The 14,495-nt window shown below is 63.9% G+C and carries 15 protein-coding genes; 3 read left to right on the forward strand and 12 right to left on the reverse strand.

Features of this window, described 5'->3' with window-relative positions; genetic code table 11:
- Positions 1-12: 12 nt before the first annotated feature.
- On the reverse strand, positions 13-870 hold the full coding sequence (locus MESS2_RS23315) for a hypothetical protein (protein WP_008876955.1): 858 nt from the start codon (positions 868-870) through the stop codon (positions 13-15).
- 630 nt (positions 871-1,500) lie between these two features.
- Between MESS2_RS23315 and MESS2_RS23320 the strand changes: the two genes are divergently transcribed.
- On the forward strand, positions 1,501-2,241 hold the full coding sequence (locus tag MESS2_RS23320) for a sulfotransferase family protein (RefSeq protein WP_008876957.1): 741 nt from the start codon (positions 1,501-1,503) through the stop codon (positions 2,239-2,241).
- 115 nt (positions 2,242-2,356) lie between these two features.
- Here the strand turns inward: MESS2_RS23320 and minE are convergent, their stop codons facing one another.
- Genes minE through minC form a run of 3 tightly spaced genes read right to left on the reverse strand, consistent with a single transcriptional unit; the run spans position 2,357 to position 4,207 of the window.
- Positions 2,357-2,629, reverse strand: a complete 273-nt coding sequence (minE, locus tag MESS2_RS23325; RefSeq protein WP_008876958.1) for a cell division topological specificity factor MinE — start codon at positions 2,627-2,629, stop codon at positions 2,357-2,359.
- Positions 2,626-3,441, reverse strand: coding sequence for a septum site-determining protein MinD (gene minD / locus MESS2_RS23330; RefSeq protein WP_008876959.1), 816 nt, complete (start codon positions 3,439-3,441; stop codon positions 2,626-2,628). The genes minE and minD overlap by 4 nt, the downstream gene beginning before the upstream one ends.
- A 28-nt stretch (positions 3,442-3,469) precedes the next feature.
- Positions 3,470-4,207, reverse strand: coding sequence for a septum site-determining protein MinC (minC, locus tag MESS2_RS23335; protein ID WP_008876960.1), 738 nt, complete (start codon positions 4,205-4,207; stop codon positions 3,470-3,472).
- A 220-nt stretch (positions 4,208-4,427) separates the two neighbouring features.
- Here minC and MESS2_RS23340 point away from each other — a divergent pair, with 220 nt between their 5' ends.
- Positions 4,428-5,348 carry a DMT family transporter gene (locus MESS2_RS23340; protein WP_040593861.1) on the forward strand — a complete coding sequence of 307 codons (921 nt, stop codon included), beginning with the start codon at positions 4,428-4,430 and terminating at the stop codon, positions 5,346-5,348.
- 438 nt (positions 5,349-5,786) lie between these two features.
- Here the strand turns inward: MESS2_RS23340 and MESS2_RS23345 are convergent, their stop codons facing one another.
- The 4 genes from MESS2_RS23345 to MESS2_RS23360 form a co-directional block, all read right to left on the reverse strand.
- A complete protein-coding gene (locus MESS2_RS23345) occupies positions 5,787-7,457 on the reverse strand; it encodes an FAD-dependent oxidoreductase (RefSeq protein WP_008876962.1) in 1,671 nt (556 codons plus the stop codon).
- A 99-nt stretch (positions 7,458-7,556) separates the two neighbouring features.
- Positions 7,557-8,162, reverse strand: a complete 606-nt coding sequence (locus MESS2_RS23350) for a mobile mystery protein B (protein ID WP_008876963.1) — start codon at positions 8,160-8,162, stop codon at positions 7,557-7,559.
- Positions 8,163-8,171: 9 nt separating this feature from the next.
- A complete protein-coding gene (locus MESS2_RS23355; protein WP_008876964.1) occupies positions 8,172-8,630 on the reverse strand; it encodes a mobile mystery protein A in 459 nt (152 codons plus the stop codon).
- Positions 8,631-8,698: 68 nt separating this feature from the next.
- A complete protein-coding gene (locus tag MESS2_RS23360; RefSeq protein WP_008876965.1) occupies positions 8,699-9,838 on the reverse strand; it encodes a KamA family radical SAM protein in 1,140 nt (379 codons plus the stop codon).
- Positions 9,839-10,438: 600 nt separating this feature from the next.
- Here MESS2_RS23360 and MESS2_RS23365 point away from each other — a divergent pair.
- Positions 10,439-11,374 carry a hypothetical protein gene (locus MESS2_RS23365; RefSeq protein WP_008876966.1) on the forward strand — a complete coding sequence of 312 codons (936 nt, stop codon included), beginning with the start codon at positions 10,439-10,441 and terminating at the stop codon, positions 11,372-11,374.
- A 72-nt stretch (positions 11,375-11,446) separates the two neighbouring features.
- Here MESS2_RS23365 and MESS2_RS23370 read toward each other — a convergent pair whose 3' ends face one another.
- From MESS2_RS23370 to MESS2_RS23385, 4 genes are all read right to left on the reverse strand, one after another.
- Positions 11,447-13,006, reverse strand: a complete 1,560-nt coding sequence (locus MESS2_RS23370; RefSeq protein ID WP_008876967.1) for a serine hydrolase — start codon at positions 13,004-13,006, stop codon at positions 11,447-11,449.
- Between the two features lie 125 nt (positions 13,007-13,131).
- Entirely contained in the window at positions 13,132-13,575 is a 444-nt protein-coding gene (locus tag MESS2_RS23375) for a hypothetical protein (RefSeq protein ID WP_157357799.1), read from the reverse strand.
- Between the two features lie 24 nt (positions 13,576-13,599).
- Positions 13,600-14,166 carry a GNAT family N-acetyltransferase gene (locus MESS2_RS23380; protein WP_008876969.1) on the reverse strand — a complete coding sequence of 189 codons (567 nt, stop codon included), beginning with the start codon at positions 14,164-14,166 and terminating at the stop codon, positions 13,600-13,602.
- Between the two features lie 21 nt (positions 14,167-14,187).
- On the reverse strand, positions 14,188-14,421 hold the full coding sequence (locus tag MESS2_RS23385) for a YgjV family protein (protein WP_008876970.1): 234 nt from the start codon (positions 14,419-14,421) through the stop codon (positions 14,188-14,190).
- Positions 14,422-14,495 lie beyond the last annotated feature (74 nt).

Consider the following 14,495-nt stretch of genomic DNA (forward strand, 5'->3'; position numbering starts at 1 on the left):
AGCGGGGAGGGGTTAGGGTGGGGGTACATCGTAGAGCGAAAGCCTCGACTTCCGATCTGCGATAGTCCTGCCCTCGTGGGAGAGATCGGCAGCTTTGTCAGGCGCCCTCTCTACTGCCGACATCCATAGCCGGTCGATATCGGCGAGATATGTCTCGTCGATCTCATCGAGATGCTTCCAGTACATACCGTCCTCGTAGAAATAGCCGAGATCCTGTTCGATTTCCTCGGCCCTGTCGGCCTTGTCGAGCTCGATGCCGGCAAGGATCTTCGCCTTCATTGCGGCAATCCTCGAATGGGAAAGGCCGCTCAATTCATCGACTGTCAACTTAGGCAGGATCAGCCGGCTGCGTGGCAGGTTGGACAGGTTGACGCACAGGCAGCCCCGCTTGAGCGCCTGGATGAGCAGGCGCGCCGACTTGGCCTCGAGATTGCGCAGCGTCGGGTCGTCACGCAGCGGATCGGCACGGCCGATGCCGTAGAAATGCGTGTTGCCGGGCTGGTCGTAGATCATGTCGCAGCCGAGGAACGCCAGCACGTCGGGCTTCTGGCTGTGGATCGTCCAGTAGGCGGCCGTCATCGCCATGGTGCCGCCGGCATAGACGAAGCCGCCAAAGGCGTTTTGCGCAGGCACGTAATGCGCGGCGCTGAAAATCTCAGCCTGCCGCAGGACGTCGCCCCGGGGCAGCCGGTCCGGCGGAAAATCGCCGGCATGGACGAGGAAATCCCAGTCGGGCCGAACGCGCCAGGCATTGTTGATGGCGACGATCTTGCTGAAGCTCTGCTTTGGCCAGGTCTCGCAGCGCACCACATCGGGCGCGCTGCCAAGCAAAAGGATCACGCGTGGCGGTCCGGAAGCGTCGAGAGCCATGGCATTCCTCATTCGACGACATTTCGACCGTATCTCGATGGTGCCTTGCCGCCTGTCGTCGGACGGCTTTTACATCCCCAGGCTGCCATCGGCCAGTGTCCATATGAACCACCAACCGGCGCGGCCAGGAGCATCGGCATTCCACCGGGACGAGGTCGGCAAGCCGCGGGCAACGTTTTACATCGGCCCTCCCCTAGCCCATAAGTATCAGAGCGATATATATTGTTTGACTAAAGTAACGGAACGTCCAATGCACGTTCCCAGAACCTAACAAGTCCGCGCCTAACTACGCGCATCAGGTCTAGACCATCAGGTCTATTGGTTAACGGGCCTGAAGACATTTCAACAATTCCTAATGATTCGTGGCATTCGCCGGTCGCGACGCTCCCTGGCTTCCGCTGGCCCACTCAAAAAAGCAGCAAAATCTGTTACGGGCCGAGATGATGGAAATTCGTTGCGCGCCGACGCGTCTGGGCGCACCATAATCGCCGTGGACTGACATAAAAGAGTACGAGTCCATCGCATCTGCCCCGAAATCGGAATCGGTTTTCGAAAGCACGATGCGGCTTCAAGGTGCGGAGCGCCCTTTGCGCGTCCAGGACGCGAGGCGCTCCGATTGGGGTACAGGGAATGACGCTAAAGCTTATCGGCGCCGGTTTCGGCCGCACCGGCACATGGTCGACCTTTGCCGCGCTAAATCGGCTCGGCCTGCCCTGCTATCACATGCAGGAAGTGATCCTGAACAAGGCCAACAAGGGCCATCTCGACTTCTGGCGCTTGGTGGCGAACAGCCCGCCGGGCAGCAAGCATGACTGGAACCGGGTGTTTGCCAACTACGCGGCGACGGTCGACAATCCGGGCTGCTGCGTGTGGAAGGAATTGCTGGCCGCAAATCCCGATGCCAAGGTGCTGCTGACGCTGCATCCGCGCGGCGCCGAAGCCTGGTACGACAGCACGATCGACACGATCTATTTCACCGAGAATGTCTGGCAGTTCAAGATCCTGGAATGGCTGACGCCGTTCGGCGCAAAATTCGGCGACATGTCGGGCAAGCTGATCTGGGGCCGCGCGCTGGCCGGCGTGATGGGCGACCGCGACAAGGCGGTCGCGCGCTACAACGCCTACACCGAGGAGGTGAAGGCAGCCGTGCCGCCGGAGAAACTTCTGGTGTTCAAGGTGACCGATGGCTGGGGGCCGCTGTGCCGGTTTGTCGGAGTGGCGGAACCGGCCGAGCCGTTCCCGAACCTCAATGACCGCGAAAGCGTCAAGAAGATCATCCGCGACGTCATCAAGGGCGCCTACATCATGCTGGGCCTGTCGGTGGCAGGGGTGGTGGCGGTGCTTGGCTTGCTCTGGTGGTGGCTGGGATAGCGGCGCGGAAGGCCGGCGCCGCTCCACCAAGGCAACAGTGCTGCCATTCGGATCGGCAGAGGCGGGGCCGGTAAGGCACCGCCTCCCCGCCCAAGATCAGGCGCGAGTGGGCAGTTTACCCCGCCATCGCCAGCGGGGTTGCGCTCTTGTTGGGGATCTGGATGTCGATCTCCAGCGTCGACATCGTCTGGCCGCGATCCATCGAGACCTTGAGGTAATCCTGGTCGATCTGCACGTGCTTGGCGATGACCGCCATGATCTCCTCGCGCAGGATGGAAACCAGATCTGGCTGGCTGCGGTTGCGGCGCTCATAGGCGAGCAGCACCTGCAGCCGCTCGCGCGCCACCGGCGCGCTGCCGCGCCGCCTGAAGAGTTCGAGCAGGTTCATGCCGCCCTCCTTCCCAACAGCCGGTCGAGGAAGCCTTTGCGCTCGAACGGCACGACGACCGGCAAGTCCTCGCCCTCGAGCCTTTTGGCCGCGTCGATATAGGCGCGGGCGGCGGAATTCAGGGGTTCGCTGAGCGTCACCGGCGAACCGAGGTTGGAGGCCCGGAGCACGTCCTGGCTCTCGGGAATGATGCCCAGGAGAGGCGTCGACAGGATTTCCAGCACATCGTCGATGTTGAGCATTTCGCCGCGCGCGGCGCGTCCCGCGTCGTAGCGGGTGACCAGCACATGCTTGGCGATCTGCTCGCCCTGCTCGGCCTTCATGGTGCGGGCGTCGAGCAGGCCGATGATGCGGTCGGAATCGCGCACCGAGCTGACTTCCGGGTTGGTGACGATGACCGCCTCGTCGGCAAAGCGCATGGCCAGCTGCGCGCCGCGCTCGATGCCGGCCGGGCTGTCGCAGAAGACATAGTCGAACACCGAGCGCAGCCGCTCGATCACCTCGCCGACGCCCTCCTCGGTCAGCGCGTCCTTGTCGCGCGTCTGCGAGGCCGGCAGCAGGAACAGCGTCTCGACCCGCTTGTCGCGGATCAGCGCCTGCGAAAGTTTTGCCGAACCCTGGATGACGTTGACCAGGTCGAACACCACGCGCCGCTCGGCGCCCATGATCAAATCGAGATTCCTCAAGCCGACGTCGAAGTCGACGAGGGCCACCTTCTTGCCGGTCTTGGCGACCGCGGCGCCCAGTGCCGCCGTCGAGGTCGTCTTGCCGACGCCCCCCTTGCCCGACGTGACCACCACTACCTTGCCCATGAAAAATGCCTCCTTTGTTGTTGTCTTGTCAGCCGAGCGCCGCGATGCGCAGCGTGTCATTGTCGAGAAATGCCTGGACCGCCTTGCCGCGCACCGAAGCTTCCATCTCCTCGGCGGTGCAATACCAGCCATCCACCGAGAGCAATTCGGCTTCGTTCCTGCGGCAGAAGATGCGCGCCGCTGAATTGCCCAGCACGCCGGCCGAAGCGCGTCCGCGCAGCGTGCCGTAGACATGGATGGAGCCGGAGGCGACGATCTCTGACCCGGAGGCGACGGAACCCAGCACGATGACATCGCCATGCGCGTGGAAGATCGATTGGCCCGAGCGGATCGGCGTCTTGACCATCAGCGTATCGCCGCCCAGCCGCGTCTCCTTGGCCTCGTCCGCCTTCGCCTCTTCCGGCTTGCCCGCGGCAGCCTTGGCGCCGGCCAGCAGACCGTCCGATGTCGCCTCCTTGGCGCCGATCAGCGCCGGCGGCAGGTGCGACCCAAGTGCCGCGCCGCCGTCGAGCTCGATGGCGTAGATGCGGATGCCGCGATGGCCGAGCTCGACGACCAGCGTTTCGATCTGGCTCACCTCGGGCTTCAGCGTGTTGAGATCGAGCACCACCGGGCGGCCGGTGAAATAGCCCGGCGAATTGCCGATCCAGCGATCGAGGCTCTCCAGCCACTCCGAAAGCGGCGCCTCCGGCGTCAGCGTGAAGGCGACGAAGGAGCGGGCGCGAAAGCGAATGGATTTGGCCTCGAGGGGGGCGGCAAAGGTCACTGGCGGCGAATCCTTACTGAGTGGTTAAACGCTAGTGAGCCATGGTTAACGAAAGGTTAACGGAGGGGTTTTGCGAACCGCGAAATTCGCGCCTGCGAGAGGCTCGACGCGGAGGCTCGAAAGTCCGCAGTTCCCACCTGCCCGCATTGGACCGCAATGTCGGCGGGGCTGCCATCTGGTCATGCCGTTCGCCCTGGGATATCCGGCTGCAACCCGTCACATGAGTTCAGCCGTGAAGACATCGAGCCTGACAGGCGCCCCGACGATCCCGGTGCTCATATGCGCGCTCGCGATCTTCCTTTTGTCCGCGATGGATGTGGCGATGAAGGTCCTGGTTATCGCCGTGGGCGTCTACAACACTGTGCTGTGGCGCAGTATGCTGGCGACTTTGGTCGCGTGCGCGGGTTGGTCTGCGGGGCCGCGCTCGCTGCCAACCGTTCCGGTGCTGGGGCTGCATGCGCTGCGCGCCGTGATCGTTGGCATCGTCATACTATGTTTCTTCTGGGGTCTTGCCAGGCTGCCACTGGCGGAAGCGATCGGGCTAAGCTTCATCGCACCCTTATTCGCCCTCTTCCTCGCCGCGCTGTTGCTGGGCGAACGCATCCGGCGGCAGGCGATCTGGGCCTCGATGGCCGGCATCGCCGGCGTCGTGATCATAATGGCCGGCCAGTTTGGACGGGCAAGCTATTCGCAGGATGCCGTGCTTGGCACGGCCGCCGTGCTCGTATCGACTGTGTTCTACGCCTACAATCTGGTGCTCGCCCGGCAACAGGCGCTGCTGGCCAAGCCAATCGAGATCATGTTCTTCCAGAACCTCGCCATTGCAATCATCCTCGGCCTCGCCGCGCCATGGCTCGCCGTCGCGCTGCCGGCCAATCTCTGGCTTCCCCTGGCCGGTGTGACGGCGCTGTCGCTTATCGGCCAATTCCTGATGAGCTGGTCCTACGCCCGCGCCGAAGCGCAATATCTGATCCCAACGGAATATTCGGCCTTCATCTGGGCGGTGGCGCTTGGCTGGCTCATCTTCGACGAGGCGGTTACCTGGACCACGCTGGCAGGGGCATGCCTGATCATCGCCGGCTGCCTGATCGCGATGCGTGCGAACCCCAAACTTGCCGAGCCGATCGAGGCGACAATCTGAGGAAAGTCTCGCCGCACCGGGCTGTCTTCACGCCGCTGACGTCCTGGGTCTAGACAAAAAGGACTGACCCCCGCCCGCTTGAATTTATCCATGACCCGTCTAGGCTGGACAAATTCGCCGGTGCTTGCTGCGAATTCTCGACTTGAGGGGGCGGGAATAATGGACAGACGCGGATTCTGGGTTGGCCTTGCGGCCTACGATCTTCACCGGTGCGGGCCTGTACTGACGTACCCATACCCGACCCACAAGACAGGGTAATCGCATAGGGGGCAAGTGCCCCCTCACCCGGATTGCCAACCGAATTGCGAAGGGCAATTCAGGGCAATCGGACCTCTTCCCAAGGGGAGAGGAGTTCGCCAGTGGCGACGCCCGTCTCTTCTCCCCTCGGGGAGAAGGTGGCCGCGAAGCGGCCGGATGAGGGGGCCCGCGCGAGAAGCTCTAATTCCCCCGTTTGGCCTCATGCGCCAGATACTGGTGGACGAAGGCGATCGCCATGCTGCCCTCGCCGACGGCCGAGGCCACCCGCTTGACCGGGCTTAGCCGCACGTCGCCGCAGGCGAAGATGCCCGGCGCGCTGGTCTCCAGCAGATAGGGGTCGCGCGCCTGCGACCAGCCGCCGGCCTTCTTCACGTCGTCGCCGGTCAGTACATAGCCGCGTTGATCGCGCAGCACATCGGCCGGCAGCCATTCGGTCTCCGCATTGGCGCCGATGAACACGAACAGCCCGCCGCATTCGTGCCGGCTCACCTCATTGCCGGTCTTGTCGAGCCCAGCCTTGTCCAAGATGTCGATCGCCGTCAGGTGGGTCTCGCCATGCACGGCCTGGACTTCCGCGCGCAGCCGGACCTTGACGTTCGATTTCGCCCGGAGCTGCTCGATCAGATAATGCGACATGCTGTCGGCAAGCGATGGGCCGCGCACCAGCAGCGTCACGTTGCGCGCATGGCCGGAAAAATGCAGCGCCGCCTGGCCGGCCGAATTGCCGGCACCGATCAGATAGACGTCCTGTCCGTGGGTGGCGTTGGCCTCGCTGCGCGCCGCGCCATAATAGACGCCCTTGCCGATCAGCCGGTCGAACCCTTCTATGCCGAGCCTGCGCCACGTCACGCCGGTGGCCAGGATGAGGCTGCGCGCCCGCACCACATCGGTGCAGTCGAGATGAAGATCATGCGTGGCCGTATCGATGCCGGCGACCGCGCGGGTGACCAGGATCTCGGCGCCCAGCCGCCGTGCCTGCTGCAGCGCGCGGCTGGCCAGCTCGTCGCCGGAAATGCCGCTGGGAAAACCGAGATAGTTCTCGATGCGCGACGAAGTGCCCGCCTGCCCGCCGGGCGCCTCGCGCTCGACGACGATGGTGCGCAGCCCCTCCGACGCGCCATACACCGCCGCGGCAAGGCCGGCCGGCCCGCCGCCGATGATGGCGACATCATATTCGGTGCCGCGCGGCCGCGTCTGCAACCCCAGGCGAATGGCAAGATCGCGCACGGCCGGATTTTCCATGATCTTGCCGTCCGCCAGTCGGGCGACGGGCCCATCGAACGCCGGCCGGCCCGCCCAGAACGCCTCGGCATCCGCCGTATCGGGCAGCAGCCAGTTGAACGAGATCTGGTTGCGGGCCAGGAACCGGCGCAGCTCCCCGCACGCCGTGTCCCAGCGATGGCCGACCAGCGTGACGCGCGGCTTCTGCGGCTCGGCGGTGATGCTCTGCAGCCCGCCCATCCGCTCGCGCGCCAGCGCGCTGACCTTCTGCGCCACGTCCTTCGAGACCGCGGCGAGGGAATAATATTGCTGCAGCTCGAGGCGCATGACGCGCGACGGTTCGGCGGCGCGATAGCCGCCCGGAAACCCCGAGCCCAGCGCAATCGGCACCTCGCCGAAGATCGTGCCCGGCAGCCGCCAGCCCAGCGTCCGCTCGATGCCGTCGAAAGTCTTCACCACCTCGATCTTGCCGGCCAGAACCGCAAACAGCGCGGCCTCGCCGCCCTCATGCACGGCGAACCCCCCGGCGCTGAGATGCAGATCCGCCGCCATCCGCGCCAGCCGCTCCAACTCACCCGCCGGCAACCCCGAAAACAACGGGATCGCTCCCACTTCATCAACAGTCAGCATGGCACCCCTCGCGGCAGGCAATTAGCGGGTTTTTGCGGGTGTGATCAACTGGAAATGGGAGGGGGCGGCTTTTGGCGGATGGAGGCAGGCGTAGCGGTCCTATTTCGGCTTTTCCGCCCCGACAAAGGCCAGCAGCGGGGCGATGTCGTGCTTGTCGGCTGCCTTGAGGGCCGCGATATAGGCCGCGCGCCGTTCGTTCATTCGTTGAAGGTCCAAGCCCAAGGTCCAGTCTATTGAAGCGGTTCCGTAGATCTTCTCAAGCGCGATGTCGGCCATGATGCGGGCGTGGCGGCCATTGCCGTTGACAAAGGGATGGACCCACACAAGGCGGTGGTGCAGCCGCGCCGCCATCTCGACAGGCCGATAGGTTCCATGCTCCGCCCAGTAGCGCGCATCGTCCATCACGGCACGCAACTGCATGGCGATCCGCGCGGGATCGGCACCGATATTCTTGCCGGTCTTCCTGAAGTCGCCGGCCCAACTCCAGACCTCGCCAAAGAGGCGGCGGTGAAGTTCGATCGCGAAACCGTCGGTGAGGATATCCCTGCGCCGCATCCGGGCCAGCCAGCGCAGCCCGGAGGCGATGTTCGCCTGCTCCAGCTCGTCCAATTCGCCTTGGGTGGTGATGTGCCTGTGCTTCAACCCGGCAAGCTCGTTCGGATCGAGCGGCGTCGCGCCTTCGGGATAGTCGAGCTTGATGATCATGTGTGGACGTCACTTGTCCTGCCAGAAATCGGCCGGCATTTCATGGATCAACTCGCGCATCAGCCGCGACACTTCCTGCTCCGTCCGGCTGTCGGATACGGTCTGGTCCTCCAGCGCCATGTGCCTGGCTGCCGCGCCGACGATCGCCTCCGCCTTTTTTCGCGCCTGCGCGACGATGATGGTCTCGATGGCAGCGGGTGGCTCGAAAGCGTAGACGAAGCGGCAGCCCATGGCTTCGGCGGTGGCCTGCATGGACTTTAGCGTGACGCCGCCATCGAGCTCGGCCCGTTCCGCCTGCGCGATACGGGCGCGCGTCACCCCCATCCGCTGCGCAAGCTGCGCTCCGGACATGCCGAGCGCCTTGCGCACCGTACGGATCCAGCCTTCCGCAGGCAGATGAATAGTGCCGACGGGGACGCGGTTCACCGTCGCCTGATATTGTTCGCGGACAGCCTGTTTGACGCTCATTGTAAACTCATATATTGACTTAATTACTTAAAATGTCAATTTTTATATATACAAAAATTCCTAAAGTGTCAATATTTATATTGACTGAACGGCGCTCCAACCACCTCCCTATACACCCTCACCGCCCCATCCTGCCCGCGTATCCGCCACGCCTCCCCGTCCCGCCCCTCGACATAACCCGGCCCGATCGGCACCTTGCCGCCGCCGTCCGGCAGATCCAGCACATAGACGGGGTTGCAGATACCCGACAGGCGCTGGCGCAGCGCGGCGGCCAGCGCCTGGCCTTCGGCAATCGTCGTGCGCCGGTGCGCCATGCCGCGTGCGAGGTCGCCATGGTGCAGGTAATAGGGTTTGACGCCCAGCCGATACATCAGCTCGCGGCACAGCTCCTCCAGCGCCTCGACCGTGTCGTTGACGCCTTTCAAGAGAACGCTCTGGTTGAGCAGCACGAAGCCGCCTTGCCGCAAGGTGCGGCAGGCCTGCTCGGTGGCATCGGTGATCTCGCGCGCGTGGTTGAAATGGGTGACGACGCTGACCATCAGCCGGCCCTGCAGGGAGCGGACCAGCCCCGCCGTGATGCGCGAGGGCAGCGCCACCGGCACGCGCGTGTGGATGCGCAGCAGCCGCACATGCGCGATGGCCTCGATGCGGCCGCGGATTTCCGCCAGCGCCTTGTCCGGCAGGGAGAGCGGATCGCCGCCGGTCAGGATCACCTCGCGAATCTCCGGGTGGGCCTCGATATAGGCGAAGGCCGGCTCCAGCGCCTCGCGCGAATAGCCCCGGCCGATCGAGGTCAGCGTTTCCTTGCGGAAGCAGAACCGGCAATAGACCGCGCATTGATAGGTCGGGAACAGCAGCACCCGGTCGGCATGGCGATGCGTAAGGCGCGGCACCGGGCTGAATTCATGGTCGGCGATCGGATCGTCGAGCTCGCCCTCCGATTCCACCAGCTCATCCGGCGACGGGATGACCTGCGCCCTGATCGGATCGGCGGGGTCGTTCCAGTCGATCAGGTCAAGATAGGTTTTTGGGATGCGCACCTTGTGGCGGGTGGCCGCGATTTCCGCTGCCGTGCGCTCGGCGGGTGAGAGCGGCAGGCGGGCGAGATCGCGGACATGGCGCACGCCCTGGCGGACGTCGTCCTGCCAGGCGGCGTCGCCGCTGCGGGCGCGCTCGGTTGCGTCGTGAAGGTTGGCGTTTGAAGTCATTTGGATTTCTCAGGATAATTTCTGGCGGAGCTATCGACCGGATGGCCAGGCCGGTCAACCATCGGCTTGCTGCGGACTGGCACCCGTCGCATTCCTTCACGCCCCCTCTGTCCTGCCGGACATCTCCCCCTCGAGGGTCCCTCGAGGGGGGAGATCGGATGTCGCCTCGGCTTTCGCTAATCGGCAACGTTGCAAGATGAGCCCGATGGGTGAAGCTGCCAATCTCCCCCCTTGCGGGCAGGGCAATCGCATATGGCAGCGCCTGTCCCCCACTCCGGCCGCTGCGCGGCCACCTCTCCCCCATGACATGGGGGAGAGGAAACCCAGGCCTTTCAAGGCCGCGACCACGGCGATTGGCGTTTCCTCTGCCCCACTTTGTGGGGGAGAGGTGGCTCGGCGAAGCCGAGATGGAGTGGGGGAGCGCCATATGCGTTTGCCCTGCCCCTTGAGGGGGAAATGGCCGGCAGGACAGAGGGTGGGCGCGACGGAATGCCAGCTCGCAGAACAATCGCGCCATCGCCCGCGAACCCATAGGCGTTCACGCACAATGGTACTAGTCTGCCCTCAGGGCGCGGGCTTCAGGGGGGACTCGGCAAAACAATGAATTTCAACGCGGGCCATGGCTACCTGCTCATCGGCGGCCTTATCCTGGTGGGCGCGGGGCTGCTGGTCCTGTCGCTGATCGTCAACCTTCGCGTGGCCCACAGCGTGCGCGACGATGTGCGCCATCGTGAAAAGCTGCTGGAATACTATCGCAACATCTTCTCGCAGCTCGGCGTCATCCTGATCGGCATCGGCGTTTCCCTGTTCATCTTCTTTTTCCAGCAGAATTATCAGGACCAGCGCAGGCGCGAGACCGAGCTGCAGCAGGTTCTGGCCAAGCTGGCGGCGCGCATTGCCAGGGGCAGCGCCGTCGCCGGATCGCTTGGCGAATTCGACGAACTGCTGGATCAAGGCAGCCCATATGTCAGCCCGGAAATTGGCGGCAACAACGCCGCGGTCAGCGCCCAAGGTGCTGCGCTCGCCAGACAGGTCTCGCAGATTCTTCTGGTGGAGCGTGATGTCGATGTTCAGGGGTTTGATATCCTCAATTTGTCACGCGATTTCGAATCGTCTTTCGTCGTCAATGAGCTCAACCCGACGCTGTGGTTCAACCTCGTGCGCGACGAGAGCGACATCAAATATGCCACCACGCAGATCGCCCTCGACTACAAGGACCTGCAGGACGCCATCGGCGGCGAGCCGATCGAGGTCGCGATCGCCAATCCCGAAAAGGCGCGCAAGATCAAGCAGGAGGTGCTCGACATATTCTACGACGCCGACCTGCTGCGCCAGCGCAGCAGGCGGTTTCTCGCCCGCGCCTGCTGGCTGTTCAGCAACGGGCGCGGCTTCGTCAAGCTGGCGCCGGTCGAGACGATCGAGGCCGATGCCAAGTCGCATCAGGAATGGATCGACCGGTCGAAACCCGTGCTGACGCAAATGACGTCAGGCAGCGGCGACTGCTTCAAATTGCTCCAGTTCGGCCCGGCGACCTGAACCGGCCGCCCAGAGCATTTTGCAGCCAAGTGGATCACTTGGCGTCCAAGATGCATCTCGCTCTATCTGTGGCTAATCGCCGACGCGCGCGAGCGTGCCGAGATGATTGCCGTCGAGAAACTCTATCGTCACGGCCGACGCCTTGCCGTCGGGGCCGAGGACAAAGCTTACGGCTGAGGGCCTGTCCGGCATTTCGGCATCGGGGAAGGTCAGGAAGAGGTCGCGGTCGAAATGCTTCAGTGAATAGGACCGCGCACCGGCGGGCCCGACCTTGAGGACCAGAGCGTCTCCTTCGCCCGACACGACCGCATCGCCGATGAAGTCGTTGGAGTAACGGCCCGCATAGGCACTGGCCGGCCTGGCCGGGCTTGCTGGAGAAGGCGGCGCGGCATAGGTGGCCTTGGCCGCCGCGATCACCGGGCCGAACATACTTCCATAGATATCGTTCCATGCTTTTACCTTATCCTTCTTCCCCAGCGTTCCGTCGAAGACGAGGTCGGCGAAGCTGTCGGACAGGCCCTCCGGCACGCCTGTCGGAAAAGCGTTGGCGATGACAACGATGCCAAGCTTCTCCTCGGGAAAGAGCATCACCAGACTGCGCGCGCCGACACTGAAGGCGCCCGCGTGACCCCAGATCAGCCCGTGCCGCCCGAATTCGATATTCCAGCCGAGGCCGTAGAAGGCCTCGCCTCCGGAGACGGGGTTCTTGCCGCGAGGTGTCAAGGGAATATGTGTCTGGTCAAGCGCATCGGCGGCAATGAGTGTCTTGCCGTCATAGACCCCGTTGCCGAGCACAAGGCGCATCCATTGCGAGAGATCGCGCGCGGTGGAGCTGACGCCGCCTGCCGGCGCCTGCGCATCCGGATAGCGCTGGACCTTCGCGGCCCAGGCGCCATTGATTTTGGCGTGGAGTTCGGCGCGGTTGGCTTGCTTGATGAAGTCCGAGTGCCGCGAACTGGTCGAGGCCATGCCAAGCGGACGGTAGAGCTTCTCTTCGGCGACCTCTTCCCACGGCTTGCCCGTCGGCTTCGCGGCAGCGACGGCACCCTCGGTCAGTCCGAAATTGCTGTAGGAATAGCCGGCACGAAAGCTCGATGACGGCGGCACGAACCGCAAGCGGCGCAGGATCTCCGCCCGGTCATAGCCAATGTCCTCGAGGTCGTCGCCCGCGGTGCCGGGAAGCCCGCTGCGGTGCGCGAACAGGTCGCGGACCGTCAGCTCAATGGTCGGATAGGGCTGGGACAGCCGGAAGGCCGGATCGAGGTCGGCGATCTTCGAATCCCACGAAGCAATCCCGTCGCTGACCAATGCCGCTACAACGGTGGCGGAGACCGGCTTGGAGAGCGAGGCGATCTGGAACACTGTGTCGGCGTCGACGGTCTCCGGCTTGCCGGCCTCGCGATGCCCGAACCCTTTGAGGAAGATCACCTTGTCGTCATGGACGACGCCGATGGCGAGACCCGGCACCCCGCCATCCGCAACGACGCCTTCGGCGAGCGCCTCGAGCTTTGACAAGGCCGCTTCCATGCGATCGGGCGCGATGTCGCCGGCCGACGCCGCATACGGCCAAAGCGCCACGGCGGCGATGAAGGCCCAAATCCGCCATGGGCGGAGATTCCGGTTCAGTCGCATGCTCAAGCCCCCCTCGGATCGCCTGCATGCATTCGACCATACCCGGCCTGACGCAGGGGAACCTAACCTGACAACAGGCTTGCCATCCGTCAATGGATGACGATGGGCCGAAGCGGTCGCCGGCTTCACCTCGCGAATACATGGATCAGCATCGCCATGGTGACAGCAGCCTGGAGCGTTATCGAGGCCGTGCGCGGCCAGTTGTAGCGGATCAGTTCGTCGATCGTCTCGTCGTTCTTGCCGGTCTTTTCGAGGACGCCATGCCGCGGGATTTCCAGCAGCACCGTCACCAGCAGCCCGGCAATGCCGAGCGCGATGTTGGCGGCCGTCATCCAGGCCGGCACGGCCGGTCCGTAAAAGGCCAGCGCGATCGGCAGCAGGAAGCTGGCGAAGCCGGGCAGGATGATCGGCAGCGGGATGCGGCTCGAATAGAAGCGGTGGTAGCGCACATAGTCCGGCGCGCCGACCTTGGCGAAGAGCGGATAGACGACAATCTGGATGAGCCAGATCTGGCCGAGCCCCCAGAACGAGATCACCGTCCAGGTCAGGAGGTAGAGTTCAGCTTGCATGGCAAATTCCATTCGAACGAATTGTCAGAGCGTGCGTTTGTATGCGGTGACCAGGATGTCCCCGCCGGCGGGATCGATGTTGAGGATGTCCGAGGCCCACAGATCATATTGCGGGCAGCGTCCGAAGCTGAGCGCCCGATAGAGGGCGACGGCATGCTTCATGAACTCAGCGGTGTGCAGTCCGATGGTCCCGTGGCCCTCCCGGCGCGCGCGATCGATGCAATATTCGATCAGACTGCGCCCGAAGCCGCGGCCACGTGCTGACGGATGCACGGCGAGCGTGCGGATGCCTGCCCAGCCCGCCGGCAGTCCAAGCCCTTCGTCGCCGGCCTTCGGGTAGTAGACGACGCTGCCGACGATCTTGCCGGCGCTTTCAAGCACCATGATGTCGCCGCGGCCCTTGTGCTGTTCGAGATCGGCGGAGAGGGCGATGTATTCGAAGAGTGCCCGGTCCGGGATCGCACCCCGATAGGTCTCGAACGCCTTGGCAATGATGACCGAAAGATCGGGAAGTTCCTTGCCGGTTGCCGGCCGGATGATGGTGGTCTTCCTGTCGAGCAGGTTTGGGTCAAGCATGGTCATGTCAAGCATGTCTGGGTCCTCGTCCCGGTTTCAGTTCTGGGTGAGCCTCGGCCTGATCAGCTCGATCAGCCGCCAAGCGTTGATCGGCAGCAGCGTCAGCTCCATCAGGATGAGCGGCAGGCTGCCGATCAGCGTGCCATAGGTCACGAACGCAAGGCAGCTCAGGAGCGCCGCAACGCGCAGCCACAGCATTTCCTTCATCGAATAGGTGAGCACGGTGAACAGGCTTCCGAGGAAGCCGATCGCTTCGATCCACGATGTCATGTCGCATCTCTCTCGTTGTTCGTCGGCGCTCGCCGCCGGGCCAAGCCGCCATCAAGGTGCGGCGTATCTAGTGG

The sequence above is a fragment of the Mesorhizobium metallidurans STM 2683 genome (assembly GCF_000350085.1).
Lineage (GTDB): Bacteria > Pseudomonadota > Alphaproteobacteria > Rhizobiales > Rhizobiaceae > Mesorhizobium > Mesorhizobium metallidurans.